This window comes from Phyllobacterium sp. NPDC097923, from assembly GCF_044760925.1.
In the GTDB taxonomy this organism is placed as follows: domain Bacteria; phylum Pseudomonadota; class Alphaproteobacteria; order Rhizobiales; family Rhizobiaceae; genus Phyllobacterium; species Phyllobacterium calauticae.
In genome coordinates this window covers 531,374-557,738 of the sequence record NZ_JBIWBL010000001.1, presented here as the reverse complement: position 1 = coordinate 557,738, position 26,365 = coordinate 531,374, and the positions used below count along the sequence as shown (strand labels likewise).

The window sequence follows — 26,365 nt, the reverse complement described above, 5'->3', positions numbered from 1 at the left end:
AATTTACACAATTTCAGGCAATCAACCAATATTACAATTTTTACAGATTTACAAACCATATTTGTCAAACACAACACATGCTAACTCAATAAATCCGTCGATTATAACGATATTTATTGGAATTACTGCACCGCAATGTAAATTCAGTCACATGAACGCAGCCATCGAAACTCCCAAACGACCTGTCTGCGATCGCGTCAACAGAAGCTGGAGAAAGATAATGACTGATTTTTACAATCTCGTACCCAATGCTCCGGGAGGTCGGTTCGATGGTATTGAACGTCCCTATACGCCTGACGATGTCAAAAAACTGCGCGGTTCGGTTCAGATCAAATATACTCTTGCTGAAAACGGCGCCAACCGACTGTGGCAGCTCATCCATGAAGACGGCTTCGTCAATGCCCTTGGCGCTCTGTCGGGCAACCAGGCGATGCAGATGGTGCGTGCGGGCCTTAAGGCGATTTATCTCTCCGGCTGGCAGGTTGCAGCCGACGCCAATACCGCTTCCGCCATGTATCCTGACCAGTCACTGTACCCTGCAAACGCTGCGCCGGAGCTTGCGAAACGCATAAACAAGACGCTGCAGCGCGCCGACCAGATCGAAACTGCGGAAGGCAAGGGCCTGTCAGTCGATACATGGTTCGCACCGATCGTTGCCGACGCGGAAGCCGGCTTCGGCGGCCCGCTCAATGCCTTCGAAATCATGAAGGCCTTCATCGAGGCCGGTGCTGCAGGCGTGCATTATGAGGACCAGCTGGCATCGGAAAAGAAGTGCGGCCATCTCGGCGGCAAGGTTCTGATCCCGACCGCTGCCCACATCCGCAACCTGAATGCCGCGCGGCTTGCTGCCGACGTCATGGGAACGCCGACACTGGTCATCGCCCGCACGGATGCGGAAGCCGCAAAGCTTCTGACCTCGGATATTGACGAGCGCGACCGCCCATTCGTCGATTATGATGCCGGACGGACCACGGAAGGCTTCTATCAGGTCAAGAACGGTCTCGACTCCTGCATCGCCCGGGCGATCGCCTATGCGCCGCATGCGGACCTGATCTGGTGCGAGACGTCGAAGCCGGATCTCGAACAGGCCAAGCGTTTTGCCGAAGGCGTGCGCAAGCAACATCCGGACAAGCTGCTCGCCTACAACTGCTCGCCCTCGTTCAACTGGAAGAAGCATCTGGATGAAGCGACGATTGCCAAGTTCCAGCGCGAGCTGGGTGCGATGGGCTACAAGTTCCAGTTCATCACGCTGGCCGGGTTCCATCAGCTCAACTTCGGCATGTTCGAGCTGGCCCGCGGCTACAAGGAACGTCAGATGTCCGCCTATTCGGAGTTGCAGGAAGCGGAATTCGCAGCCGAGGTAAACGGCTACACCGCCACCAAGCACCAGCGCGAGGTTGGAACGGGCTATTTCGATGCGGTCTCGCTGGCCATCACGGGCGGTCAGTCGTCGACGACGGCCATGAAGGAATCGACCGAGACGGCACAGTTCCGTCCGGCAGCCGAATAACAGGCACCCAATCCGGACCGCCGGCGAGGCCCTTACATGCCGCCGGTCCATACGGGACAATCATTCCGATTGTTCCCGGGGCAGTCACAGCGACTGCCCACTGCAACGCCAGAAACAAGGAGCATCATCATGGCACCGCAGACACGCGTGAAGGAACGGGCCGAGGAGCAATCATCGGCCATGAATGCAGACCAGCAGGCTGTCATTCGCATGGTCGCGAATGATCTGCATCGCCTCAACCAATCCGTCATGAAGGCAGTGGATGCCGGCGTGTCCGTGGAGCTGGTCCGCTCCGCCCGCCACCACGGCGGCGACGGCAACTGGGGCGACCTGCTGATCCCGGTGGTCGTCACCCGGCAATAGCTCACCGTGGCCTTCTCTGGTTTCGGTCTGGAACCAGCACGGCGCGCTGAACCGTCCGCAAGCGATTGCGGACGGTTTTGGTTTTTGCACGCGGATTAGCCGAAAGTCTGGATTGATTGACGTCATCGCATTTGTAATCTAATTATTACATGCTTGAGATACGTCAAACACAGGTCTTCGCGGATTGGCTGGATCGCCTGAAGGATAGGCACGCCAGGCATATGATAGCGCAAAGGATTGTGCGTCTTCGGCATGGGCACAGCGGAGACGTGCAGCCTGTCGGCGAGGGTGTCAGCGAGCTTCGTCTTCACCACGGCCCAGGCTATCGCCTTTATTTTGTCCAGCATGGAACGGTCTTGATCATTCTTCTGTGCGGTGGCGACAAAAGCAGCCAGCAGAAAGACATCCGGAAGGCTAAAGCTCTCGCTGCGGATTTGGAGAAAGAAAAATGACGATCAGGACAACCCCCTTCGACCCGGCGCGCTATCTCGATACGCCGGAGTCACAGGCCGAACTCTTGAGCGACGCATTTGAAACTGGCGATGCAAGCTATATTGCCGACGCCCTTGGAATCGTTGCCCGCGCAAAAGGCATGACACAAATTGCCAAGGAAGCAGGTGTCACGCGGGAAGCCTTGTACAAAACGTTGAGCGCCAAGGGCGATCCCAAACTGACCACTTTGCTTGGCGTCCTGAAGGCGCTGGGTGTGCAGCTTGCTGTTACGCCGAAACACGCCGCATAGAGTTCAGCTTCGTACCTTTGCACCGTCCGCAAGCGATTGCGGACGGTTTTGGTTTTTGACGGCAAAAAACACGACCACAATTTTCTCGCGCCAGCCTTCCCATAGCGATGAGTTTTGATCTATCATCCGAAAACCGCAATAAATTCTGGTGATTGATGCCTTCTGAAACCCCTGAGAAGAAACCCGCACGGACCTCAACGCGGCGGCGCACGCCCGCCTATGTCAAAGCCACACGCGGCGTAAAAAACTGGCGTGAAGCTTCCGAGTGGCTGGCCTGGCGGGATATCGAAGACATCGAATGCATCACTCCCGATCAGGCGGGCGTTGCCCGTGGCAAGATGATGCCGTCGAAGAAATTCACCTCCAATACATCCTTGGCGCTGCCTTCCGCGGTGTTCATGGCGACGATTTCCGGTGACTATCCCGAAGACGGCTATGGCTTCTCCTATCCGGAAGACGACGGCGACCTCAAACTGATGCCGGATTTGTCGACCCTTTCCGTCGTGCCCTGGGAGAGCGATCCTACGGCACAGGTCATTTGCGACCTCGTGAACAAGGATGGCGCCGCGGTGGAATTCACCCCGCGCAACGTGCTCAAGCGCGTTGTTGCCGCCTACAACAAGAAGGGCCTGAAGCCTGTCGTCGCGCCTGAGATCGAGTTCTATCTCGTCAAGAAGAACCCCGATCCCGATTATCCGCTGACCCCGCCTGTCGGCCGGTCCGGCCGCGCCATCGGCGGCGGCCAGGGCTATTCCATCGCCGGCGTCAACGAATTCGACGAACTGATCGACGATATCTATCATTTCTCCGAGGGCCAGGGCCTGGAGATCGACACGCTGATCCATGAAGAAGGCGCGGCGCAGCTGGAAATCAACCTGCGCCATGGCGATCCCGTCGAGCTTGCGGACCAGGTGTTCCTGTTCAAGCGTACCATCCGCGAAGCGGCGCTGAAGCACGATATGTATGCAACCTTCATGGCCAAGCCCATCCAGGGCCAGCCCGGATCAGCCATGCATATCCACCAGTCGATCGTTGACAAGAAGACCGGCCGCAACGTGTTTTCCAATCCCGACGGCAGCGAAAGCGAGGCCTTCCGCCATTTCATCGGCGGCATGCAGAAGCATGTTCCGGCCTCTCTGGTCATGTTCGCGCCTTACGTGAATTCATACCGGCGGCTGACACCGGCGGCTTCTGCGCCGGTCAATGTCAAATGGGGCTATGACAACCGCACGACGGCCTTCCGCGTGCCGCGTTCGGACCCCAATGCCCGGCGCGTGGAAAACCGCATTCCGTCGTCGGACGCCAATCCCTATCTTGCCCTGGCGGCGTCGCTCGCCTGCGGCCTGCTCGGCATGAACAACCGGATCGAGCCGGATGCACCTGCGTCGACCACGGTCAATGACAACCTCATCGAACTGCCGCGCGGGCTGATCGAGGCGACCATATTGTTCGAGCAGGACAAGGACCTGACCGCCATGCTGGGACAGTCCTTTGCCATCACCTACGCAGCCATCAAACGCGCAGAATTCGAGACTTTCATGGAGGTTATCAGTCCATGGGAGCGTGAATATCTGCTGTTGAACGTCTGATTTGAGTGAGGTTTCTTTGGCTGCAGGAGCACTGTGCGTGGTTCGACAAGCTCACCATGAGGGAGATGGAGGATTGCAGAATCGGCATTGCAGCCAATACCTTCCCCTCATGGTGAGCTTGTCGAACCACGCACAATGGTCGTGCAGCAAACCAGCAAACAAGATTGCTTCATAACATGCCCTATCAGTCACCGATTTCCCCCGGCGTCTCCTGGTATGAGTCGACCATTGCGGATCGCACCGAGTATCCGGCACTGGACGGTTCGCGCACCGCCGACGTTGTCATCGTGGGCGGCGGCTTTACCGGCCTTTCTGCCGCCGTTCACCTCGCCTCGGCGGGCGTCGACGTCGTCCTGCTGGAGGCCTACCGTTTCGGTGACGGCGCCTCCGGGCGCAATGGTGGTCAGCTCGGCACCGGGCAGCGCGCCTGGGCGGAGGAGCTGGAAGGACAGTATGGCTTTACCCGCGCCAAGGCGCTGTTCGACCTTGCCGAAGAGGCGAAGGCGCACCTTCTGCAGTTCGCCGACACGCACAAGATCGACATCGAATTCGTGCCGGGGCAAATGTCCGTTGTGCACAAGAAGCGCTATCTGAAAGATTACCGCGCCCATGCCGAACTGATGGCAACCCGTTTCGGCTATCCGCATATTCATTATATGGATGCTGCGGAGACAGCGGAACGCCTCGGCTCCACGCGCTATCTCGGCGGTGTCTACGATGCGGGCACCGGCCATATCCAACCGATGAAACTTGTGGTTGGCACAGCACAAGCAGCGGCCCGGGCCGGAGCCCGTCTTCACGAGAGTACCCGGGTTACCGGCATCACCTCGCAGAACGGGCGGGTGACGGTGGCAACGGCCAAAGGCAATGTGACGGCCGCCAAATGCCTGATCGCGGTCAATGCTTATGGCGGCAACCTTGAACCGGTCAGTGCTTCGCATGTCATGCCGATCCGCTCGTTCATCGGCGCCACAGTGCCGCTTGGCCAGGACAGTCCGGTCCTGCCCGGCGGCGAAAGTGTCGACGACTCGCGCTTTGTCGTGCGCTATTTCCGCCGCTCCAAGGATGGGCGGCTGCTGTTCGGCGGGCGGGAAGCCTATACCGCAGACAATCCGCTCGATATCAGCACCCATATCCGCCGGCAGATCGCCGAGATTTATCCCGCACTCGCCGACGTGGAAATCACGCAGGCCTGGGGCGGCTCCGTCGGCATCACCCTGCCCCGGCAGCCTTTCGTGCGCGAAGTCATGCCCAACGTCATTTCGGCGGGCGGCTATTCCGGTCACGGCGTGATGCTGTCGAACTATGTCGGCAAGCTCTATGCCGAGACCGTCGCCGGCAACCGCGACCGCCTGAAACTGCTGGAAGAGCTGAAAGTACCGGCATTTCCTGGCGGGCGCACCTTCCGCGCGCCGCTGCTGTTTCTCGCGCTCAGCTGGTATGCCCTGATGGACCGGATATAGACTTAGTTGCCTCTGTAAATCGGCGATCGCCGCTCGATCCACGCGTTCAGTCCCTCTCTTGTATCATAGGATGGTGCGACACGGGCAAACTGTTCGCTTTCCATCTGCAGCCCCTCGCCGATGGGCATGTTCAACCCGCGTGTGACGGCGGTGATGATGCCAGCAGCCACCACCGGGGAATGACGCAGAATGCGGCCGGCAAGCTCGAGCGCTGCGGGAAGCAGGTCGCCGTGGGGAACCACCCTGTTGACCAGCCCGAGTTCCAGGGCTCTCGCCGCTGAAAACGTATCGCCGGTCAGCAGCAGTTCCAGCGCGCGCTTGCGTCCGGCAAGGCGCGGCAGGCGCTGCGTACCGCCAAAGGTTGGCGGGATGCCGATGTTGATTTCAGGCTTGGCAAACACCGCCCGCTCGCTCGCAACGGCCAGATGCACCGCCTCGGTGATTTCGCAACCGCCGCCGAAGGCAATGCCATTGACGGCAGCAATGATGGGCTTGCGAAACGCCTCCATCCGCGCGGTCATCGCCTGCCCCCGCCGCACGAACGCCTTGACGGCGCTATCGACGCCCTCGCTTATGCTCTGCGAGAATTCGTGAATGTCTCCGCCCGCCGAAAATGCCCGGTCACCTGCACCCGTCAGGATGACGGCGCGGATGCCGGGATCATCCTCGATGCGATCGAGAAGCTGCAGCAGCAGATCATTGGCGGCGTAGTTCAGGGCATTGAGCTTTTCCGGCCGGTTCAGGGTCAGGAACGCGATATTGCCTTTGATTTCGAAGAGCACGGGATCGGACATCGATATTGCCTTTCACTGGGAAGGATCAAGGCCGAAGATGTAGTGCTCCATGCGCATTGTGTATATTCACTGGTTAGTATACTTTATCGCCATGCCAAAGACATCCGACCCGACCCGCGACCGCATTCTCGATGCTGCCAGCCGCCTGTTCTATGCGGAGGGTATCCGTGCGGTCAGCGTGGATGCCGTTGCGGAAGCGGCGGAGCTCACAAAGCGGACGCTGTACTATCATTTCAAGAGCAAGGACGATCTGGTTGCCGCCTATCTCCAGTCACGCGACCAGCCTAATCTTGCGCTGTTTGCCAAGTGGTTCAACGCGGCGGACGGCACGATTGCGGACAAGGTCGAAGCGATCTTCACCCATCTGGCCAGGGCTGCGCGGCACAAAAAATGGAAGGGCTGCGGTTTTCTGCGGACAGCTGCCGAACTGGCCAACATGCCCGGCCACCCCGCCATCAAGATCGGTTCCGCGCACAAGAAGAAATTCGAGGCGTGGCTGGCGGATGTTCTGGCAACAGCCGGAGTGGAAGAGCCGCCAGCCCTCGCCCGGCAGATCGTGCTGCTGATGGACGGGGCCTTTTCCATCATGCTTGTCCATCGTGATGCCAGCTATGTCGAGGCGGCGGGCAAAGCGGCGGCGGCACTTGTTCGCCTGTCTGAAATCAGGGATGCCGAGCGATATTCGCTTTCAAACAAGCCTCAGTTGTCCAAATAGCTTCCGGGACTGTAGAGAAGCTGGACTCGCCTGGCGTTCATCAACTGCTTGGGAGAGAACCAGAAAAATCTCTCGCTCTCCGGATCGTCATCGATGGCAAATTGCAAGCTGCGGAAGATGGCCAGCCAGACAAGCTTGGAACAATAGAAGCCGGAATCGTCATTCAAATCCAGATTGAAGAATTCATAGGGGCGGCCAAGATATTTTTTTGCTTCGGCTGGTATTTTTGAGCATTGTTCCTGCGGCAAGTCCGCAACACGGCCATGCCAGACCTCTTCCCCAGGACGGGAAGCAAGCCAATTTTCATAGGGTTGCCTGACAACGCCCCTGCTGGAAACGGCTTCAATCACAAACGGCTTGCCATCCCAAATTTCAAGAACAGCCACATGTCCGACGTAGACGATCGATCCCGTTCCCAATGACTCCACATTCAGGGTTTGCGACCCCTGATATTGTTTGGCAAACGCTTCAAAACTCAGCCGATTGAACCGATCTTCTTGCGATGCGGTGAAATTCCGGTCGGATTTCGCCACATGCTCCAGGTAAGCACGCTTCTCAGTCTCGAATTTTTGCCTGTCGTAAAAATCGGTTGGAACCTGCCGCATGTCAGGCGCGTAGGCCGCGGAATAGGGAACGATGACGCCCGGCTTCTTCGGCCACACAAAATCACCGGACTGGAACTCCGACGGATCGGGCCGCAACGTTTTCGTCGTGGTGACAGGCTCCGATGCCGCCAAGCTACACCTTCCTCACAATCACGCTGCCGACGGAATAGCCGGCACCGAAGGAGCAGATGACGCCGAGACTGCCCGGTGCGAGGTCGTCGGAATATTGGGAGAAGGCGATGATTGAGCCTGCCGAAGACGTATTGGCATAGTCCTGCAGGATATTCGGCTGTTCCCCCGCTTCCGGTTCACGCCCCAGCACCTTCGAACCGATCAGATCGTTCATGCCCTTGTTGGCCTGATGCAGCCAGAGCCTCGACAGATGCGCCGGTGCGATATTCTCGTCGGCAAGGTGGGTAAGGATCAGGTCGGAAACGATCGGCACGACCTGCTTGAACACCTTGCGGCCTTCCTGGCGGAACAGCATGTCGCGGCGGTCGGTCATGTGGCCCTCGCGCGTGCGGCGCAGGAACCCGTTATTGTTGCGGATATTGTTGGAGAACTGGGTCAGGCAGCGGGTCGAGATGATCTCAAACCGGTCCGGTGCGGTTGCGAGGTCGTCGCGCTCCAGAAGCACTGCGGTGCAGACATCGCCGAAAATGAAATGGCAGTCGCGGTCACGCCATTCGAGATGGGCGGAGCAAATCTCCGGGTTGACCATGAGGATGGCACGGGCCGACCCCGAACGGATCATGTCGGCCGCCGCCTGGATGCCGAATGTCGCCGACGAACAGGCAACGTTCATGTCAAAGCCGAAGCCCTGTATTCCCAGCGCTTCCTGCACCTCGATGGCAATCGCCGGATAGGGGCGCTCGTGATTGGACGCGGCGCAGATCACGGCGTCCACGTCGGCAGCGGTTCGGCCAGCCTTGGCCAGCGCCGCGGTTGCTGCCTTGACCGCCATTTCGGCCATGACAGACAGTTCATCGTCACTGCGCTCCGGCAGGACAGGATGCATGATCGCCGGATCGAGAATTCCCGACTTGTTGAGCACATAGCGCCGCTCGATCCCCGATGCGCGGACGATGAAGTCTTCCGCGGACATCGTCATCGGTGCGCGTGTGCCAGCCGCAATCTCATCCGCATGGATTTCATTCTGCCGCGCGGCATAGCTGTTGAATGCTTCAACGAGTTCGGCATTGCTGATGGAGAGTTCCGGCGTAAAGACACCGGTACCGCTTATGACAACCTTATGCATGGCGTTTCCATAGTTTTTATCTGTCTCAAGCGTTAGACGCTCAAACGCCCTCGCGCAAGTTGTCATCAAGAGTTCACGCGCCGGCCTTAGCGTTCCCCCTAGTGTTTGAAGCAAATACTGGGGATTTCCTGATGACGGTAAGCAATGCGACTGACACACGTCTGTTGAAAGACGAACACCCGCTCGACAAACCAAGCAATTTAGGCAATTGGCCTAATTATGCGGTGGTCGCCATCCTGATCGGCGGCCTTTTTTATGTCGGATATTCACTCACCCAGGATTTGACCAGCTCGGTCGCCGTGCCGTGGATTCTTCTGGGGCTTGCACTGGTTACGGCGCTGGGCTTTGAATTCGTCAACGGTTTTCACGACACTGCCAATGCCGTTGCAACGGTGATCTATACGAATTCGCTGCCCGCCGAGATCGCCGTGATCTGGTCGGGCATTTTCAATTTTCTTGGGGTCATGACCGCAAGCGGTGCCGTTGCCTTCGGCATCATCTCGCTTCTGCCGGTGGAACTGATCATGCAGGTCGGTTCGAGCGCCGGTCTTGCCATGGTGTTTTCGCTGTTGACCGCCGCCATTCTGTGGAACCTTGGCACCTGGTATCTGGGCCTGCCCGCCTCCAGCTCGCACACGCTGATCGGTTCGATCGTCGGCGTCGGTCTCGCCAATCAGTTCCTGGCGCCGACAGGCACTGCCACCAGCGGTGTCGACTGGTCGAAGGCCACGGAAGTCGGCATGTCGCTGCTGATTTCGCCGCTCGTCGGCTTCGGCATGGCCGCCCTGCTGCTGTTGGCGATGCGGCTCCTGATCAAAAACAAAGCGCTCTATGAAGCACCGAAAGGCCAGACTCCTCCGCCTTTGTGGATCCGCGGCCTGCTGATTTTCACCTGCACCGGTGTCAGCTTCGCCCATGGCTCCAATGACGGCCAGAAGGGCATGGGCCTGATCATGCTTATCCTGATCGGTGTCGTGCCGACATCCTTCGCGCTCAACCGCACCCCGGATATCAATTATCTCGAAGCCTACAAGTCCGCCGCGACCGCAGCCGCGACAACGCTGCGCTCCTATGAAAAGCCCGGCATCACCGTCACCGACGCCAATGCGGTGGTCAGCAATGCGGTGCGCAACAAGACATGGAGCGATGAGACCACCGTCGCCTTGCGCCAGTTCATTGACCAGACCAATGCCAGCATATCGCCATACGGCTCCGCGTCGACGGTTCCGGTCGGCATGGTCAGCAACACCCGCAACAACATGTATCTGACCGGCGAAGCGTTGAAGCTGATCGACAAGGCCAAGCTGCTGCCGATGCAGCCTGCTGACCTTGCCACCATCAAGACCTATCACCAGGCCATCGACAATGCGACGAAGTTCATCCCGACCTGGGTGAAGGTTGCCGTGGCGTTGGCCCTCGGTCTGGGCACGATGGTCGGCTGGCGGCGGATCGTCGTCACCGTCGGTGAAAAGATCGGCAAGACGCATCTCACCTATGGGCAGGGTGCTTCGGCCGAACTGGTTGCCATGGGCACGATCTTCACTGCCGACACGCTGGGCCTGCCGGTCAGCACGACCCACATTCTCTCGTCAGGCGTGGCGGGGTCGATGGTGGCAAATGGCTCGGGCCTGCAGATGTCGACGGTGCGCAACCTGCTGATGGCCTGGGTGCTGACACTGCCGGTGTCGATTGCCCTGTCCTTCACGCTGTTCGTAATCCTGCGCCAGCTGATTTAGGCCAGAATGAAGAATGGCCGGCAATGCCGGCCATTTTCGCTTGATCAGGATCCCTTCGGCGCATCGGCGCCTTCGGTTACCTCGGCCCAGGCATCGAAATCCCGCTGCAGCTCGGTAATCTTGCTGCGGGCTCCGGCGAGTGCAAACTTGCCAAGCAGCAGGCGCAGGGGTGGCGTATCCGCTTCCACGGCCTGGACGATTGCCTTGACCGCCCGCACCGGATCGCCCGGCTGATTGCCGCTGGATGTCCTGATCTGCTGCATGCGCTGATCGGACGTCTCGCGATAATCCTCAATGGTCGTGGGTGCCTCGTTGGCCGAGCGTCCGGCCCAGTCCGTGCGGAAACCACTGGGTTCCACGATCAGAACCTTGATCCCAAGGTGCGCGACTTCCTTGGACAGGGCTTCCGAAATCGCTTCGACGCTGAACTTGGTGGCATTGTAGAAGCTCACGGCCGAATTGGCCACGAGACCGCCAATCGATGAAATATTGACGACGGTCCCCGACCGCTGCTTGCGCATGACGGGCAGGACGGCCCGGGTCATGCTGACGAGACCCCAGACGTTGATTTCGAACATCTTGCGCACTTCATCGATGTCGCTCTCTTCGAGCGAACCGAAATAGCCGATACCGGCATTGTTGACGAGCACATCGATACGGCCGAAGCGGGCTTCCGCCGCCTTGACGGCAGCAGCAATATCGTCCGCATTGGTCACGTCGAGTTTGAGGACAAGTGCCTTGTCTTCATTGCCCCGCGCCAGATCTTCGACCTGTGCGGGATTACGTGCGGTGATGATGGTGGGATAACCCAGCTCAAGCGTATGGCGCGCCAGCTCGCGGCCAAAACCGGTTGAACAGCCAGTGATGAACCAGACAGGTTTCGATGTCATGATCATGTCCTTGAAAGATGAGCCGCGCCGCTGATCGGATCACGTTCAGCCGAATACAGCCATTGGGGAAATTGGACGACACTCCGGATGTAGGCCGATACGGGCGTGATTCAAGACAAAATCAGTTGATCCCGCCTAAATACAGCGCCCGCCATCGACTTCCAGCGCCACACCCGTGATGAACTCAGCCTCGCTGGAAGCGAGCCAAAGGGCCGCATTGGCGATATCCAGCGGTGTCGACAGGCGGCCGAGCGGGATCGAAGCCTTGAACTGCGCGCGCTTTTCCGGGGTGTCTTCGCCCATGAACAGGCTGAGCATGCCGGTATCGCCCGCCACGGGGCACAGGCAATTGACCCGGATATTCTTCGGTGCCAGTTCAACCGCCATGGATTTCGTCGCGGTGATCGCCCAGCCCTTGGACGCATTGTACCAGGTCAGGCCGGGACGCGGGCGCAGGCCCGCCGTCGAGGCCGTGTTGATGATGGAGCCGCCGCCCTGCATTTCCATGATCGGCACCACGGCAAGCGTTGAATAATAAATCGCCTTCATATTCACGGCCGTGATCAGGTCGAAGGTGCTTTCATCCACCTCCAGCATGGAACCATTGCGGTGCGTGAACCCGGCATTGTTGATCATGATGTCAACGCGGCCGAATGCATCCATTGCGGCAGCAACCATCGCATCGATATCGTGTTTGCGCGAGACGTCCACCTCTACGGCAATCGCCTTTTTTCCGATGGCGGCCGCAACCGTTTCCGCACCCTTGTGGTTCAGGTCGGCGACGACGACATTGGCCCCCTCTTCGGCAAAGCGCTTCGCCATTCCCTCGCCGAAACCGGCGGCTGCGCCGGTGATGATCGCTGTCTTGCCTGCCAAACGGGTCATGTCATTTCCTCATGCTATTGATCTTGAATGGGATTGTTCCGGATGTCGGCCCGGTCAGTCGTGGCGGAACACGACCGTTTTGGTTGCGGACATATCGAAGAGCGCTTCAAAGCCCTTTTCCCGCCCGTGACCGGACTTCTTGAAACCGCCAAACGGCAGTTCGACGCCGCCGCCAGCGCCATAGGCGTTGACGAAAACCTGTCCGGCGCGAACTTTCTTGGCGACACGGTGCTGGCGGGCACCGTCCCGCGTCCAGATACCCGCGACGAGACCGTAATCGGTGCCGTTGGCAAGCCTGATGGCGTCGGCTTCGTCATCGAATGCGAAAAGCGACAATACCGGCCCGAACACTTCTTCCTGTGCCAGAACCGACGCGGGATCGACAGCGCCGAAAAGCACGGGGGCGACGTAATAGCCTTCCAGCGGCGCATCCACATGAATGGAGCCGCGGGCGACAACCTCGATCCCGGACTCGGCAGCGGAGGTGATGAAGTTCTCGACCTTGCGCTTCTGCGCCGGGTTCACCATCGGGCCAAGGTCAAGGTCCATGTCGTGCGGTGCGGCGACAAGCTTGCTGAAGCGCTCGCCAAGGGCGGCAGCGACGTCATTATAGAGAGGACGCTCGATCAGGATACGGCTTCCTGCCGAGCAGGTCTGACCGCCGTTCTGGATGATGGCATTGACCAGAACCGGCAGGGCCTTTTCCACGTCCGCATCGGCAAACAGGATTTGCGGCGACTTGCCGCCGAGTTCCATGGTGACGCCGCGATTGTTCGCGGCGGCGGCCTGCTGGATCGCGGTCCCGGTGACGGGTGAGCCGGTGAAGGTGACGTAATCGATGCCCGGATGCGATGACAGTGCGGCACCTGCATCACGGCCATAGCCGGTGATGACATTGAGAACGCCATCGGGAAATCCTGCCTCAATGGCCAGTTCGCCGATACGGATGGTGGACAGCGAGGCATCCTCGGCCGGTTTGATGACCAGCGTGTTACCCATCGCCAGCGCGGCACCAACCACGCGCGCCATGATCTGCATCGGATAGTTCCATGGAATGATGCCGGCAACCACACCGTGCGGCTCGCGCAGCGTCAGCGCCGTGAAACCGTCGAGAAAGGGAATGGTATCGCCATGAATCTTGTCGGCGGCACCGCCATAGAATTCATAGTAACGCATGGTCGCGGCGACATCCGCCTTGCCCTGACGGACCGGCTTGCCGGTATCGCGCGATTCAAGCGCTGCAAGTTCGTCGCCATGCTCTTCGACGAGCTGGCCGAGCCGTGTCAGCAGGCGGCCACGCTCGAAGGCCGGCATCCGGCTCCAGGATCCGTGTTCGAAGGCTTGCCGCGCTGCACGCACGGCGCGATCCACATCATCGGCATTGCCCGCCGGGATGGTGGCGAAGGGCAAACCATCGGACGGACACAAAACAGTGATCGTTTCCTGCGAGAGTGCGGCGACCCGCCGGCCATTAATGATATTCAGGAAATTCTTATCCTGTGCGACAATTCGAGAGAGATTCTGATCCATGACGGGTTCCTGCTTTGCGCCGATGGTATTGGAATTGAACCGTCTTGGGAATGCATTTTGACGCAGAAGACGGATCGGTGCTGGCCTTTTTAAATCGATTAGATTATACAGGCCTGCATTAGCGGAACACCTATTTTTGGCATAGCGAGACTTAATCTTATGACAAGCCAGATTATCCCGGTTGAACCTTTTGACTGCATCGTCTTCGGCGGCAGCGGCGATCTTGCCGAGCGCAAACTGATCCCCGCGCTCTATCAGCGCCAGCGGGACGGCCAGTTGACGGAGCCCACGCGCATCATTGGCGCATCGCGTTCGGCGATGTCCGATGCCGACTACCGCAAGTTTGCGGAAGCCGCGATCAAGGAACATGTCAAACCGGAAGAGATCGACAAGAAGCAGGTGGAGCAATTCCTGCAGCGCCTGTCCTACGTTGCCGTCGATGCGACATCGGACAATGGCTGGGACGATCTCAAGAGCGCGATTGGCGATGCGAACAGGAAGATCAGGGCGTTTTACCTCGCGGTCAGCCCGAGCCTGTTCGGCGACATTGCCAGCCGCTTGAAGAAATATGAGCTGATCACCGATCAGACCCGCATCATCGTCGAAAAGCCGATCGGCCGCGATCTTAAATCCGCCATTGCGCTCAATGACACGATCGGCAGCGTCTTCAACGAACAGCAGATTTTCCGCATCGATCACTATCTCGGCAAGGAAACGGTGCAGAACCTGATGGCGCTGCGCTTTGCCAATGCGCTGTACGAGCCGCTGTGGAACTCGGCGCACATCGACCACGTGCAGATCACCGTCGCGGAAGCAGTCGGCCTTGAAGGCCGCGCCGGCTACTACGATACGGCCGGTGCACTGCGCGACATGGTGCAGAACCACATGCTGCAGCTTCTCTGCCTTGTTGCAATGGAGCCTCCCGCATCCATGGATGCCGATGCGGTGCGCGACGAGAAGCTGAAAGTCCTGCGCTCGCTTGCCCGCATCGATGGCAAGAATGCCGAAGAGCTGACCGTGCGCGGCCAGTACCGCGCCGGCGCGTCCGCCGGCGGCCCGGTCAAGGGCTATCAGGAAGAACTGGGCGCGACGAGCAATACGGAAACCTTCGTCGCCATCAAGGCCGAGATCGCCAACTGGCGCTGGGCCGGCGTTCCGTTCTACCTGCGTACCGGCAAACGCCTTGCCACGCGGGCCTCTGAAATCGTCGTTTCGTTCAAGCCCATTCCGCACTCGATCTTTGGCGAGAGCGCAGGCCGGGTCGTCGCCAATCAGTTGGTGATCCGCTTGCAGCCCGACGAAGGCGTGAAGCAGTGGATGATGATCAAGGATCCGGGTCCGGGCGGCATGCGCCTGCGTCACGTTCCGCTCGACATGAGTTTTGCGGAATCGTTCCAGGTGCGCAGCCCCGATGCCTACGAACGCCTGCTGATGGATGTGGTGCGCGGCAACCAGACCCTGTTCATGCGCCGCGACGAAGTTGTTGCCGCATGGCGCTGGATCGATCCGATCCTGAAAGCCTGGACCGACAATGACCAGTCCGCAGCAGGTTATACCGCCGGTACATGGGGACCATCCGCAGCCATCGCCTTGATTGAACGCGACGGACGCACCTGGCACGAGACATGATGATGCAGCAGACACTGAACAGTTTTGCCGATGGAAACGCTCTTGCGGAAGCACTGGCGACCAGTGTTGCAGCACACCTGCAGGCCGCATGCGATGCGCGCGGCAAGGCGGTTCTGGCCGTATCGGGCGGAACCACCCCTGCCCGCTTTTTCAAGGCGCTGTCGGTCAAGGACCTGCCCTGGACCCGGATCACCGTCACGCTGGTGGACGAACGTTTCGTGCCGCCAAGCAATGATCGCTCCAACCAGAAGCTGGTGACGGAGCTGCTTCTGCAGAATGCCGCAGCGAAGGCCAATTTCGTCGGGCTTTATCATGCGTCTGCGGATGCGGACGCTGCGGTTCAATCCGCGGCGACCGCCATCGCCGCACTGGGCCAGCCTTTCGACGTGACCATTCTCGGCATGGGCGGCGATGGTCATACGGCCTCGTTCTTCCCCGGTGGAGACCGCCTTGCCGACGCGATTTCGATGACGCAGCCGGCGCTCGTCCTGCCGATGCAGGCGGAAGGTGCCGGTGAGCCGCGCCTGACACTCACCCTGCCGGTGATCGTTCATTCCCGGTTCGTTGTCCTGCACATCGAAGGCGACGGCAAAAAAGCCGTTCTCGACAAGGCGCTTGGCGACGGGGCAACCGCTGACATGCCCATTCGCGCTGTCCTGCGCCACACACCCATCAATCTTGAGATTTTCTGGGCTCCATAAGGAGAAAACCGATGACCGTCCTGCAAAGGGTCAAAAGCATTACCAACCGCATCCGTGAGAGGTCGATCCCGACCCGCGATGTCTATCTCGACCGTCTGCGCGAGGCTGCTTCCCACAAGCCTAAACGCTCTGCATTGGCCTGCGCCAATCTCGCCCACGGCTTTGCCGCCTGCGGACCGTCCGACAAGGCCGCGCTGGCTGGCGATGTTGTGCCCAATATCGGTATCATCACCTCATACAACGACATGCTGTCGGCGCATCAGCCGTTCGAAACCTATCCGCAGCTGATAAAGGCGGCCGTGCACGAGGCGGGCGGCGTGGCGCAGGTTGCCGGTGGCGTGCCGGCCATGTGCGATGGCGTGACCCAGGGACAGCCGGGCATGGACCTGTCGCTGTTTTCCCGCGATGTCATTGCCATGGCGACGGCCGTTGGCCTGTCGCACGACATGTTCGATGCGGCTGTTTATCTCGGCGTCTGCGACAAGATCGTGCCGGGCCTCGTCATCGGCGCGCTGACATTCGGTCACCTGCCCGCCGTGTTCATCCCGGCTGGTCCGATGACCACGGGCCTTCCCAATGATGAGAAGGCAAAAACCCGCCAGCTCTATGCGGAAGGCAAGGTCGGCCGCGACAAACTGCTGGAATCGGAATCCAAGTCCTACCACGGACCGGGAACCTGCACCTTCTACGGCACGGCCAATTCCAACCAGATGCTCATGGAAATCATGGGGCTGCACACGCCGGGCTCGTCCTTCATCAATCCGGGTACCCCCTTACGCGAAGCATTGACGCGCGAGGCCGCCAAGCGCGCCCTTGCCATCACCGCGCTCGGCAATGAATACACGCCGGTCGGCGAAATGATCGACGAGAAAACCATCGTCAACGGCGTTATCGGGCTGCATGCCACGGGCGGTTCGACCAACCACACCATGCACCTCGTCGCCATGGCTGCGGCTGCGGGCATCAAGCTGACCTGGCAGGATATTTCGGATCTTTCCGACGTGGTGCCGCTGCTCGCCCGCGTCTATCCGAACGGCCTCGCCGATGTGAACCATTTCCATGCGGCCGGCGGCATGGGCTACATCATCCGCGAATTGCTGGATGCGGGCCTGCTGCACGAGGACGTCAAGACCGTCTGGGGCGAAGGCCTGCGTGCCTATACGATCGAGGTCAAGCTCGGTGAAAACGGCACGGTGCAGCGCAATCCCATTCCAAGCGAAAGCGCCGACAAGAAGGTCCTGTCCACGGTCAAGGAGCCGTTCCAGGCAACCGGCGGCCTGAAGATGCTGAAGGGCAATCTCGGCACCGCCGTCATCAAGACATCGGCAGTCAAGCCGGAACGGCGCATCATCGAGGCGCCTGCCATCGTGTTCGACAGCCAGGCGGCGCTGCAGGACGCTTTCAAGGCCGGAAAGCTCGACCGTGACTTTGTCGCCGTGGTCCGCTTCCAGGGTCCAAAGGCCAATGGCATGCCCGAACTGCACAAGCTTACGCCGCCGCTCGGCGTGCTGCAGGATCGCGGCCATATGGTTGCGCTGGTGACGGACGGGCGCATGTCGGGTGCCTCGGGCAAGGTGCCCGCGGCAATCCACGTGACGCCGGAAGCCTTGAGTGGTGGCATCATCGGCAAGATCCGCGACGGCGACATGATGCGGCTCGACGCGGAAATCGGAACGCTCGACGTGCTGGAAGACCCTGAGGTTCTCGCCGCCCGTCCTGAACCGGTCGTCGACCTCAGCCATAACAGCTACGGCATGGGCCGCGAACTGTTCGCCGCCTTCCGCAATGTCGTGGGCCGCGCCGACGAAGGCGCTTCGGTTTTCGGCTGATCAATAGGTGGTGCGGCGCTCATCGGAGGGTGAGCGCCCGAACTGCGCCCGGTAGCTCTGGGCAAAATAGGAATGGGACGTGAATCCCGTTGCCAGCGCCACGTCGAGAATAGGCGAATGCGTCTGGCGCAACAGCTCGCGCGCCCGCTCCAGCCGCAGGCTCATGTAATAGCGCCCCGGCGTCATGTTGAGATGGCGCAGGAACAAGCGCTCCACCTGCCGGACGGACAAGCCGACAGCCTTGGCCAGCCGCACCGCCGATTTCGGATGTTCGAGATTGTCGGCCATCAGCTCGACGATCTTGCGCAGCTTTTCGGATTTTCCGGTCAGGTCCCGCTCGGGCCCGATGCGCTGGCGATCGGTCTGCGAGCGGATGCGCTCATGATGGAACTGATTGGCCACTTCATTGGCAAGGCCGGGATCGAAATCCTGCCGGATGATCTCCAGCATCAGATCGATCGAGGTCGTCCCGCCCGCGCAGGTATAGCGCTTGCGGTCGATCTCGAAAACATTGCCTGTGCATTCGATCTGCGGAAAACGCTCCTGAAAACCAGCGCGGTTTTCCCAATGGATCGTGCAGCGATGCCCCTCAAGCTGCCCTGCTTCGGCGAGGATGTAACTGCCGATGTTGAGCCCACCCAGCGCCGCACCGCGCCGTCCGAGATTGCGCAGCGCTGCAATCACCTTGGGTTTTTCTTCAAACTCCGTGGTCAGCCCGGCGCAGATGAAGAAAATATCGGCGGCGGGAAGCTCCGCCAGCGAATATTGCACATTGATCTGCAGACCGTTCGATGCCGTCACCGGCGCACCCGTGGCGGACACGGTGGTCCAGCCGTAGAATGGCTCTTCCGCCATCCGGTTGGCCGTGCGCATCGTATCGATGGCAGCGGCAAGGCTGAACATCGGGAATTTGTCGACAAGCAGAAAAGCGAAGGTTCTACTGACCTTGAGGGCTTCGGGCATATGCTGTTCTAACGACAATCCGGTTGCAAACCAATGAATTAGAAGCGGGGCGGCGTTTTTCCGGCACTGCGGTGGGCGGCAACCAGCGTGTTGGCCATCAGCATGGCAATCGTCATCGGCCCGACACCACCGGGAACCGGCGTCAATGCACCGGCGACGGGGGCCACATCGGCAAAATCGACATCGCCGACAAGACGCGTCTTGCCTTCACCCCGCTCGGGAGCCGGAATGCGATTGATACCGACATCGATGACGGTCGCGCCGGGCTTCACCCAGTCGGCCTTGATCATCTGCGGACGGCCGACGGCAGCCACCAGAATATCGGCATTGCGGCAAAGGCCCGGCAGATCCTTCGTCCTGCTGTGGGCAATCGTGACCGTGGCATTGTGTGCGAGCAGCAGGTTGAACATCGGCTTGCCGACAATATTGGAACGGCCAACAACCACCGCATTGAGGCCGGACAGATCACGGCCGAGAATGCGGTCGATCAGCAGCATCGAGCCCTCGGGCGTGCAGGGGACGAATGCGGTGTCGAGCTCACCGGTTCCCAGCTTGCCGACATTGATGAAATGGAAGCCGTCGACATCCTTGTCGGGCGAAATGGTCTGGATGATGCGGCCGGAATCGATGTGCTTGGGCAAAGGCAATTGCACGAGAATGCCATGGATGGCCGGATCGGCATTGAGCGTTTCCACCAGCCTGACCAGTTCATCTTCGCTCGTCTGTTCCGGCAGGGTGTGCTGCACGGAATGGAAGCCGCACTCCTTGGCCTTGCGTCCCTTCGAGGCGACGTAGACCTGGCTGGCCGGGTCCTCGCCGACGATCACCACGGCAATACCGGGCGTGATGCCAGTGACCTCAATCAGCTCGGCGGCGGACGCCTTGACCTTTGAAACCACGTCTTCGGCAATCTGCTTGCCATCAATCGTCACTGCCATGTGCTGCTCCTGGGCATCGCGCTTCGGGAATGGACGTCATTCTGAGGATTCTTAGGCAATACAATACCGCCAGAACGGCGTTCACTGACGCAATAACGAAAGCGGCCCATAAGGGCAATGCGATGATGTGACCCAAGGATGGTTCTGGGGCTTGCGAATACGCCAAAACCACGCATGATCACACTGTTCCGCCCGCAAACTGGATTCGTCGATGCGCTATTCCGCTTTCTCCCTTCTCAAGAACGCCCTCAACGGCAACAAGGACTGGAAGCCTGCGTGGCGCAAACCCGATCCGAAGCCGGCCTATGATGTGGTGATCATCGGCGGCGGACACGGGCTGGCGACCGCCTATTACCTGGCCAAGGAACACGGCATCCGCAATATCGCTGTCGTGGAAAAGGGCTGGCTCGGTTCCGGCAATATCGGCCGCAACACGACGGCGGTGCGCTCCAATTATCTCCTGACGGAAAACCAGCACTTCTACGAAGCATCCATGAAGCTCTGGGAAACCATGTCGCACGACCTCAACTACAATGTGATGTTCTCGCAGCGCGGCGTGGTCAACCTTGCGCACAACCTCCCGCAACTCGATGTCTATGTCAGACGCGGCAACCAGATGCGGCTCAACGGCATCGATTGCGAACTGATGAATCCCAAACAGCTGGAAAAACTCATTCCCGGTCTCGACACCAGTGCATCGGCGCGGTTTCCGATCATTGGCGGCCTGATGCAGCGCAGCGCGGGAACCGCGCGCCACGACGCGGTGGTGTGGGCCTATGCCCGTGCGGCCGACCAGCTCGGTGTTGATATCATCGAGAATTGCGAAGTCACCAGCTTCATCAAGGACGGCGACAAGGTCACCGGCGTCATGACCACACGCGGTCCGATCAATGCGAAAAAGACCGCCTGTGCCGTCGCCGGACACACCAGCGAGCTGATGCGCCGGGCAGGTGTCGATCGGCTGCCGCTGGAATCGCATGTCCTGCAGGCCTTTGTTTCGGAAGCGCTCAAGCCCGTCGTTGATACGGTTGCGACCTTCGGCGGCGGCCATCTCTATTTCAGCCAGTCGGACAAGGGCGGGTTGGTTTTCGGCGGCGATATCGACGGCTACAACTCCTATGCGCAGCGCGGCAACCTGCCCGTGGTAGAAGATGTGATGAGCGAGTTCGTCGCCCTCATGCCGGCGCTGGCCCGCGTCAAGCTGCTGCGCTCCTGGGGCGGAATCATGGACATGTCCATGGACGGCTCCCCCATCATCACCACCGGTCCATTGCCGGGCATGTATCTCAACACCGGCTGGTGTTATGGCGGCTTCAAGGCAACGCCGATCTCCGGCAAATGCTTCGCCTGGACCATCGCCAAGGACGAGCCGCATCCGTTGTCGGCGCCGTTCACGCTTGACCGGTTCTACAGGGGCTATGTCATCGACGATAAAGGCATGGGGCCGACGCCGCGCCTGCACTGAACGCGGCTTTAGTCTCCGGCGGCGCGCTGGCGCAACACATCGCGAATCTCGGCAATATCTGCGAGCATGTCCTCGATGTTGGAGTTGTCATGATGGCGCGGGGCGAAATGCATGTCGGCATATTCGTAGAGAAGCTGCGCAACCGCGACCTGATCCTCGGCCCATGCCGCATCTTCATCGGCCATTTCCGCCGCATCGGAAGCGGAATTGCGCGTTTGGGCCTGCTTGATGGCAGCACCCAGGCGTGACTCGGCGGGCGCTGCAACCGTGTTGTCCGTACCATGTTCCGTCCGCTTTCCGCCCGACGGCGGATCAAACGGACCGTCATTTCCGGCACCGGCTGGTGAAGGCTCATGTCGGTTGCGGGCACCCCACCCGCGCAGCATTGCGACACCCAGTCCGGCAAGCAGACCAGCCAGCATGCCGCCAATCACGGGAACACCGCGTGACGGCCCTGCGGGCTCGGCGGATGGCTGCGCTGGCGAAACAACCCGGATACTGGTGCCGCTCATATCGGCGTTTTGCGCGCTTGCCTGGCCGCGCTGCGCATACGCATCATAGGCCGCGCGCTTTGTTGCGGCATCCTGCTCCAGTGCTCGCAGCCGGCTCATGTCCCCGCTTGTTCCGGCCGTGCGCGATTTGAGCTGCGCAAGCTGGTTTGCCAGATCCTGCTCCCGCTGCACCGAACGCTTGAGTTCAGCCTGCGCCGAGGCCGCCATCCGGCTCAATTCGCTGCGTACGTCCTTGCGGATTGCCTCGACTTCAGACCGCGCCTGTATGAGCAGCGGATGGCGCGGTCCAAGCTTGATCGCCAGCGTATCGGCCTGCTGCTTGAGAACCGAATATTGCGAACGCAACGCTGCAATCGCGTCGGATCCCAACGCATCCGGCACCGTGTTGCCGAGAACGCTGTCCACCGACGCGCCTTGAATGGCGGCAGCCTGCGCGTTGAGCTTTATTGTCTGATCGCGGGCGGCGGCGAGCGCATCGCCCGCCTTTGCAACATCGTCGGCCGGTCCGCCCTGGGCATCGGCGAGATTGTTGTCGATCCTGAATTTCTGCGCCGCGTTCTCGGCATCTTCCGCAGCACTGCGCAGCTCATTCAGCCGCCCGGCAAGCGGGGCCGCTGCTGCCGCACCCGGTGACGGATTGCGCTGCTCCTCGATGAAGACATCGGACAGAGTATTGGCAAGGCGCGCGGATTTCTGCGGATCGCTGGATTTGACGGTGATATTGAAGACAAAATTCTGCGCGCTCCGCTCCACGGTGAGATTGTCGGAGAGATTGCGCACGAGCAATGCTTCCCGTGACGCTGTGTCCGGTGTGCTGTCGGTCGAGAAAAGCTCGCGAACGGCAGCAAGCCAGCCCTTGTCCTTCAGATTGCCATTGAATTCCGGATCTTTGGCGAGACCCGTCCGGTCGATCACCTGGGAAAGCACGCGGTTCGAGCGGATGGCGCGCAATTGGCTCTCTGCAATGGCCAGGGATGCCTCGGTCGGCAGCTGACCGGGCACAGGCGCCGTCCCGCTCAACGGGATGTTGCTCGGGTCGACCAGCAGTTCGGCGGTTGACGGGTAGAGCTTCGGCATTGTCATCGCATAGCCGGCACCAAGCAAAGTGCCGATCAGGGTCGTCGCGATAATCAGTTTTTTGGAATTAACGACGCGATTGAGGGCGTTGGACGGCTCGATGAACCGTTTCATCGCGACATGATTGTCCGCAACGGGCTCAACGGGGCTTGTCGCCGGTGCAACGGGTGCATCAACAGCAACCGTCGCCGAAACCGGCGCGGCGGATGCGTTATCGTCGATCCGGCGGTTGAGTTCGGCCTTGATGGCCGCCATGTCGGCACGCATGCGATCGATGGCGATCTGCTCGGCCTCTTCATCCGTGAGGGCATTATCGGGCGCCGGCGCGGGGAGCTGCGTGATTTCGCTGCTGGCCGCCAGACGCAGCGCCCGCATCCGCTGATAATGTTCCAGATCGTCTTCGCGGCGGGGTGCTTGCGGGGGTGTTGCAGGCGCCACGCGTGCGGGCGCGCTGCCCGCCGTTTCCGGCTGGCTGGCAAACGAGAGCAGCGAGCGTCGTGGCCGCTTGTCTATCCCGTTGTCCCGATCACCCATTCCTGTCCGCACTCCATAAGAACCGTTCAATACCTTACCCCCGAAGCATGGCTTACGGTTAACCCAACCTAAAGTTCTATGGGAAATAAATCGTTAATCATTGGTGAAACACCGGGGAATTTATCCGAAGATGCCCTGCGGCGGCGCGGTGTCTCCCATTATTTCAATGATCGGTGCACCGGCCGCAGGGTTGCCCAGTTGACCCGGCGCTTAGGACCGGATCAAAGTGCGGCCACATGATTTGGGAGAAGACAAATGGTTGACAGCGTGGTTCTGGTTGGTTGCGGCAATATGGGTTTCGCCATGCTCAAGGGCTGGCTGGATGCCGGCATATTGCAGCCGGGACAGGTCCATGTCGTCGAGCCGACCGATGCCTTGCGGGATCGGGCAGCGACACTCGGGGTCAACGCCGTCGCGGGCGCCGCATCGCTTGCCGCCAGTCTTCAGCCGCGGGTGATCCTTGTTGCGGTCAAGCCGCAGGTGATGGGCGACGTCCTGCCCGCCTACCGGCGCTTTGCCGGGCACGCGACATTCGTGAGCGTGGCTGCCGGCATTACGGTAAACTTTTTCGAGAAGCATCTGGGCGACAAGACCGCGATCATTCGCACGATCCCCAACACCCCGGCGGCAATCGGCAAGGGCATGATCGTCACCTTCCGCAATTCCCATGTCGGTGACGACGATGCGGCATTTGTCGATAGGCTGCTGAAAACCAGCGGTGCCGTCGCCTCCGTTGACGATGAAAGCCTGATCGATGCGGTGACGGCCGTTTCGGGTTCCGGGCCGGCCTATGTGTTCCATTTCATCGAAGGCCTGACCGAGGCCGGTGTGGCCGCCGGACTGACGCGGGAGATCGCCGGTCTTCTCGCCATGCAGACCGTTTATGGTGCCGGTGCGCTGGCTGCGGCCAGTGCCGACACCCCGACGACGCTGCGCGAACAGGTGACCAGCCCCAACGGCACCACCGCTGCGGCGCTGAAGGTGCTGATGGGCGAGGACCGGCTGAAGAACCTTCTGACCGAGGCCGTGCATGCGGCGCACCAGCGCGCCATCGAACTTGGGAAAGTTTGAGCTTTCCCACCCCGCTGGGCTGCGCTAGCCTTGCGGTATGAACGTTCACCCGTGCCTTGACCTGATACCAGAAACCAGGCCGCAGCGCGCCTACGGGCACGCCCGGCTGGCTGTGAAACCCGTCAACGGGCGTACGCGCATTGCGACGCTCTATCAGGAAGGCTGCGCGAAAATCCGGCTGCCGGACCGGGACGATGCGGCGCTGGAAGCCGTGATGATCAACACATCCGGCGGCCTCACCGGCGGCGACGACATGCACTGGCAGTTCGATGCGGGCAATGACTGCCATGCGCAGATCACCACGCAGGCTTGCGAGCGTATCTACAAAGCCTCGTTTTCTGTTGCCCAGGTGGAAACCACGCTGTCGGTTGGCGAGAACGCCAGTCTCGCCTGGCTGCCGCAGGAGACGATCCTGTTCGAGCGCTCGGCTCTGAAGCGAACGCTGACGGCGCGGCTGGCCGGAACGGGCCGCGCGCTGATCATCGAGCCGGTGGTGTTCGGCCGCAAGGCGATGGGCGAGGACGTCCAGACCTGTACCTTCCGCGACCGTTGGCGCATCTACCTGCAGGACAGGCTGGTTCACGCCGAAGACTTTGCGATTGGTCCCGATACGGCAGCCATGCTTGCCCGGCCTGCCCTGCTCGGCGGAATGCGGACAATGGCCACCATCCTGCTGCTCGACCATGATGCGGAGCGGCATCTGGAGCCGGCGCGAAAAATAATCGGTGAAAAAGGCGGCGCTTCCGCCTGGTCTGGCAAGCTTCTTGCGAGGCTGGTGGATGGGGATGCCTATTCCCTGCGGAAACGGCTGATACCGCTGATCGAACTGCTGAATCAAAAGGCAGGCGTGCCTAAAGTCTGGTCAATCTAGGACCTGGGCCGCGGTGCACGGAACAAACATGGGATGGCCAAGAGGACAAAATGAACCTGACACTCCGTGAAAAAGACAAGCTCCTGATTGCCATGGCGGCAATGGTCGCCCGCCGCCGCCTTGAACGCGGCGTCAAGCTCAATCATCCGGAAGCCATTGCGCTCATTACGGATTTTGTCGTGGAGGGCGCGCGCGACGGCCGCTCGGTTGCCGAACTTATGGAAGCCGGGGCCCACGTCATCACCCGTGCCCAGGTGATGGAAGGCATCCCCGAGATGATCCACGACATTCAGGTGGAAGCCACGTTCCCCGACGGCACCAAGCTCGTCACCGTTCACGAACCGATCCGTTAGGAGACACCATGATCCCGGGTGAAATCATTCCTTCCGCAGGCGAGATCGAACTGAACGCCGGCGCAACCACTGTAACACTAAAGGTTGCAAACACCGGCGATCGTCCCGTGCAGGTCGGCTCGCACTATCATTTCTTCGAAACCAACAATGCGCTGATATTCGACCGTGCTCAGGCACGCGGCATGCGGCTGGATATCGCGGCGGGAACCGCGGTGCGGTTCGAGCCGGGACAGGAGCGCGACGTGACGCTCGTGCCGCTTGGCGGAAACAGGACCGTCTACGGGTTCCAGCAAAAGATCATGGGAAAGCTTTGACCTACCAGCTTCCCCAATGCTCTGTCGC

25 protein-coding genes are annotated in these 26,365 nt (G+C 60.2%); 16 read left to right on the top strand and 9 right to left on the bottom strand.

Features of this window, described 5'->3' with window-relative positions:
• Positions 1-220: 220 nt before the first annotated feature.
• The 6 genes from aceA (at position 221) to ACIQWS_RS02805 (ending at position 5,667) form a co-directional block, all read left to right on the top strand.
• A complete protein-coding gene (aceA, locus tag ACIQWS_RS02830; protein WP_403170000.1) occupies positions 221-1,510 on the top strand; it encodes an isocitrate lyase in 1,290 nt (429 codons plus the stop codon).
• 129 nt (positions 1,511-1,639) lie between these two features.
• Positions 1,640-1,873, top strand: coding sequence for a hypothetical protein (locus ACIQWS_RS02825; RefSeq protein ID WP_027230260.1), 234 nt, complete (start codon positions 1,640-1,642; stop codon positions 1,871-1,873).
• A 149-nt stretch (positions 1,874-2,022) separates the two neighbouring features.
• Positions 2,023-2,325 carry a type II toxin-antitoxin system RelE/ParE family toxin gene (locus tag ACIQWS_RS02820; protein WP_346307600.1) on the top strand — a complete coding sequence of 101 codons (303 nt, stop codon included), beginning with the start codon at positions 2,023-2,025 and terminating at the stop codon, positions 2,323-2,325.
• Positions 2,322-2,615: an addiction module antidote protein gene (locus tag ACIQWS_RS02815; protein WP_403169997.1), complete on the top strand. Its 294-nt coding sequence runs from the start codon at positions 2,322-2,324 to the stop codon at positions 2,613-2,615. The genes ACIQWS_RS02820 and ACIQWS_RS02815 overlap by 4 nt, the downstream gene beginning before the upstream one ends.
• 155 nt (positions 2,616-2,770) lie before the next feature.
• Entirely contained in the window at positions 2,771-4,204 is a 1,434-nt protein-coding gene (locus ACIQWS_RS02810; RefSeq protein ID WP_105736357.1) for a glutamine synthetase family protein, read from the top strand.
• Between the two features lie 176 nt (positions 4,205-4,380).
• Positions 4,381-5,667, top strand: a complete 1,287-nt coding sequence (locus tag ACIQWS_RS02805) for an NAD(P)/FAD-dependent oxidoreductase (RefSeq protein WP_403169993.1) — start codon at positions 4,381-4,383, stop codon at positions 5,665-5,667.
• Between the two features lie 2 nt (positions 5,668-5,669).
• On the opposite strand, the gene ACIQWS_RS02800 is transcribed toward ACIQWS_RS02805, so the two are convergent.
• Positions 5,670-6,461 carry a crotonase/enoyl-CoA hydratase family protein gene (locus tag ACIQWS_RS02800; protein WP_403169991.1) on the bottom strand — a complete coding sequence of 264 codons (792 nt, stop codon included), beginning with the start codon at positions 6,459-6,461 and terminating at the stop codon, positions 5,670-5,672.
• 91 nt (positions 6,462-6,552) lie between these two features.
• On the opposite strand from ACIQWS_RS02800, the gene ACIQWS_RS02795 reads away from it, so the two are divergent.
• On the top strand, positions 6,553-7,176 hold the full coding sequence (locus ACIQWS_RS02795; RefSeq protein ID WP_403177401.1) for a TetR/AcrR family transcriptional regulator: 624 nt from the start codon (positions 6,553-6,555) through the stop codon (positions 7,174-7,176).
• Here ACIQWS_RS02795 and ACIQWS_RS02790 read toward each other — a convergent pair.
• Both ACIQWS_RS02790 and ACIQWS_RS02785 read right to left on the bottom strand, forming a co-directional pair.
• Positions 7,161-7,781 (bottom strand): YiiX/YebB-like N1pC/P60 family cysteine hydrolase, encoded by a 621-nt coding sequence (locus tag ACIQWS_RS02790; RefSeq protein ID WP_403169988.1) that lies wholly within the window; start codon positions 7,779-7,781, stop codon positions 7,161-7,163. The two genes, ACIQWS_RS02795 and ACIQWS_RS02790, sit on opposite strands and share 16 nt — an antisense overlap.
• A gap of 133 nt (positions 7,782-7,914) precedes the next feature.
• Complete coding sequence (locus tag ACIQWS_RS02785; protein WP_346306970.1) at positions 7,915-9,039, bottom strand: beta-ketoacyl-ACP synthase III; 1,125 nt, start codon at positions 9,037-9,039, stop codon at positions 7,915-7,917.
• 131 nt (positions 9,040-9,170) lie between these two features.
• On the opposite strand from ACIQWS_RS02785, the gene ACIQWS_RS02780 reads away from it, so the two are divergent.
• On the top strand, positions 9,171-10,775 hold the full coding sequence (locus ACIQWS_RS02780) for an inorganic phosphate transporter (RefSeq protein ID WP_223611766.1): 1,605 nt from the start codon (positions 9,171-9,173) through the stop codon (positions 10,773-10,775).
• A gap of 44 nt (positions 10,776-10,819) precedes the next feature.
• On the opposite strand, the gene ACIQWS_RS02775 is transcribed toward ACIQWS_RS02780, so the two are convergent.
• The 3 genes from ACIQWS_RS02775 to ACIQWS_RS02765 all read right to left on the bottom strand — a co-directional run bounded on the left by ACIQWS_RS02775 (position 10,820) and on the right by ACIQWS_RS02765 (position 14,080).
• Positions 10,820-11,665, bottom strand: a complete 846-nt coding sequence (locus ACIQWS_RS02775; protein ID WP_403169985.1) for an oxidoreductase — start codon at positions 11,663-11,665, stop codon at positions 10,820-10,822.
• 135 nt (positions 11,666-11,800) lie between these two features.
• Complete coding sequence (locus tag ACIQWS_RS02770) at positions 11,801-12,550, bottom strand: SDR family oxidoreductase (protein WP_346306968.1); 750 nt, start codon at positions 12,548-12,550, stop codon at positions 11,801-11,803.
• Positions 12,551-12,604: 54 nt separating this feature from the next.
• Positions 12,605-14,080, bottom strand: coding sequence for an aldehyde dehydrogenase family protein (locus ACIQWS_RS02765; protein ID WP_346306967.1), 1,476 nt, complete (start codon positions 14,078-14,080; stop codon positions 12,605-12,607).
• A gap of 159 nt (positions 14,081-14,239) precedes the next feature.
• On the opposite strand from ACIQWS_RS02765, the gene zwf reads away from it, so the two are divergent.
• From zwf to edd, 3 genes are read left to right on the top strand one after another with little or no spacing between them, the layout of a single operon-like run.
• Complete coding sequence (gene zwf, locus ACIQWS_RS02760) at positions 14,240-15,709, top strand: glucose-6-phosphate dehydrogenase (RefSeq protein ID WP_223611772.1); 1,470 nt, start codon at positions 14,240-14,242, stop codon at positions 15,707-15,709.
• Between the two features lie 2 nt (positions 15,710-15,711).
• Entirely contained in the window at positions 15,712-16,410 is a 699-nt protein-coding gene (gene pgl / locus ACIQWS_RS02755) for a 6-phosphogluconolactonase (RefSeq protein ID WP_403169981.1), read from the top strand.
• 11 nt (positions 16,411-16,421) lie between these two features.
• Complete coding sequence (gene edd, locus ACIQWS_RS02750) at positions 16,422-18,239, top strand: phosphogluconate dehydratase (protein ID WP_403169979.1); 1,818 nt, start codon at positions 16,422-16,424, stop codon at positions 18,237-18,239.
• On the opposite strand, the gene ACIQWS_RS02745 is transcribed toward edd, so the two are convergent.
• Complete coding sequence (locus ACIQWS_RS02745; protein ID WP_403169976.1) at positions 18,240-19,202, bottom strand: GlxA family transcriptional regulator; 963 nt, start codon at positions 19,200-19,202, stop codon at positions 18,240-18,242.
• Positions 19,203-19,240: 38 nt separating this feature from the next.
• Positions 19,241-20,140 (bottom strand): bifunctional methylenetetrahydrofolate dehydrogenase/methenyltetrahydrofolate cyclohydrolase FolD, encoded by a 900-nt coding sequence (folD, locus tag ACIQWS_RS02740; RefSeq protein WP_223611778.1) that lies wholly within the window; start codon positions 20,138-20,140, stop codon positions 19,241-19,243.
• Positions 20,141-20,351: 211 nt separating this feature from the next.
• On the opposite strand from folD, the gene ACIQWS_RS02735 reads away from it, so the two are divergent.
• Positions 20,352-21,605 carry a sarcosine oxidase subunit beta family protein gene (locus tag ACIQWS_RS02735; RefSeq protein WP_130268702.1) on the top strand — a complete coding sequence of 418 codons (1,254 nt, stop codon included), beginning with the start codon at positions 20,352-20,354 and terminating at the stop codon, positions 21,603-21,605.
• Positions 21,606-21,613: 8 nt separating this feature from the next.
• Here the strand turns inward: ACIQWS_RS02735 and ACIQWS_RS02730 are convergent, their stop codons facing one another.
• Positions 21,614-23,728 (bottom strand): GumC family protein, encoded by a 2,115-nt coding sequence (locus tag ACIQWS_RS02730; RefSeq protein ID WP_403169972.1) that lies wholly within the window; start codon positions 23,726-23,728, stop codon positions 21,614-21,616.
• A gap of 255 nt (positions 23,729-23,983) precedes the next feature.
• On the opposite strand from ACIQWS_RS02730, the gene proC reads away from it, so the two are divergent.
• Genes proC through ACIQWS_RS02710 form a run of 4 tightly spaced genes read left to right on the top strand, consistent with a single transcriptional unit; the run spans position 23,984 to position 26,337 of the window.
• Entirely contained in the window at positions 23,984-24,799 is an 816-nt protein-coding gene (gene proC, locus ACIQWS_RS02725) for a pyrroline-5-carboxylate reductase (protein WP_403169969.1), read from the top strand.
• A gap of 37 nt (positions 24,800-24,836) precedes the next feature.
• The gene (locus ACIQWS_RS02720; protein ID WP_403169967.1) at positions 24,837-25,670 is read left to right on the top strand and encodes an urease accessory protein UreD; all 834 of its coding nucleotides are present in this window, start codon (positions 24,837-24,839) and stop codon (positions 25,668-25,670) included.
• Positions 25,671-25,720: 50 nt separating this feature from the next.
• Positions 25,721-26,023: an urease subunit gamma gene (locus tag ACIQWS_RS02715; protein ID WP_105736392.1), complete on the top strand. Its 303-nt coding sequence runs from the start codon at positions 25,721-25,723 to the stop codon at positions 26,021-26,023.
• An 8-nt stretch (positions 26,024-26,031) separates the two neighbouring features.
• Positions 26,032-26,337: an urease subunit beta gene (locus ACIQWS_RS02710; protein ID WP_346306020.1), complete on the top strand. Its 306-nt coding sequence runs from the start codon at positions 26,032-26,034 to the stop codon at positions 26,335-26,337.
• Positions 26,338-26,365 lie beyond the last annotated feature (28 nt).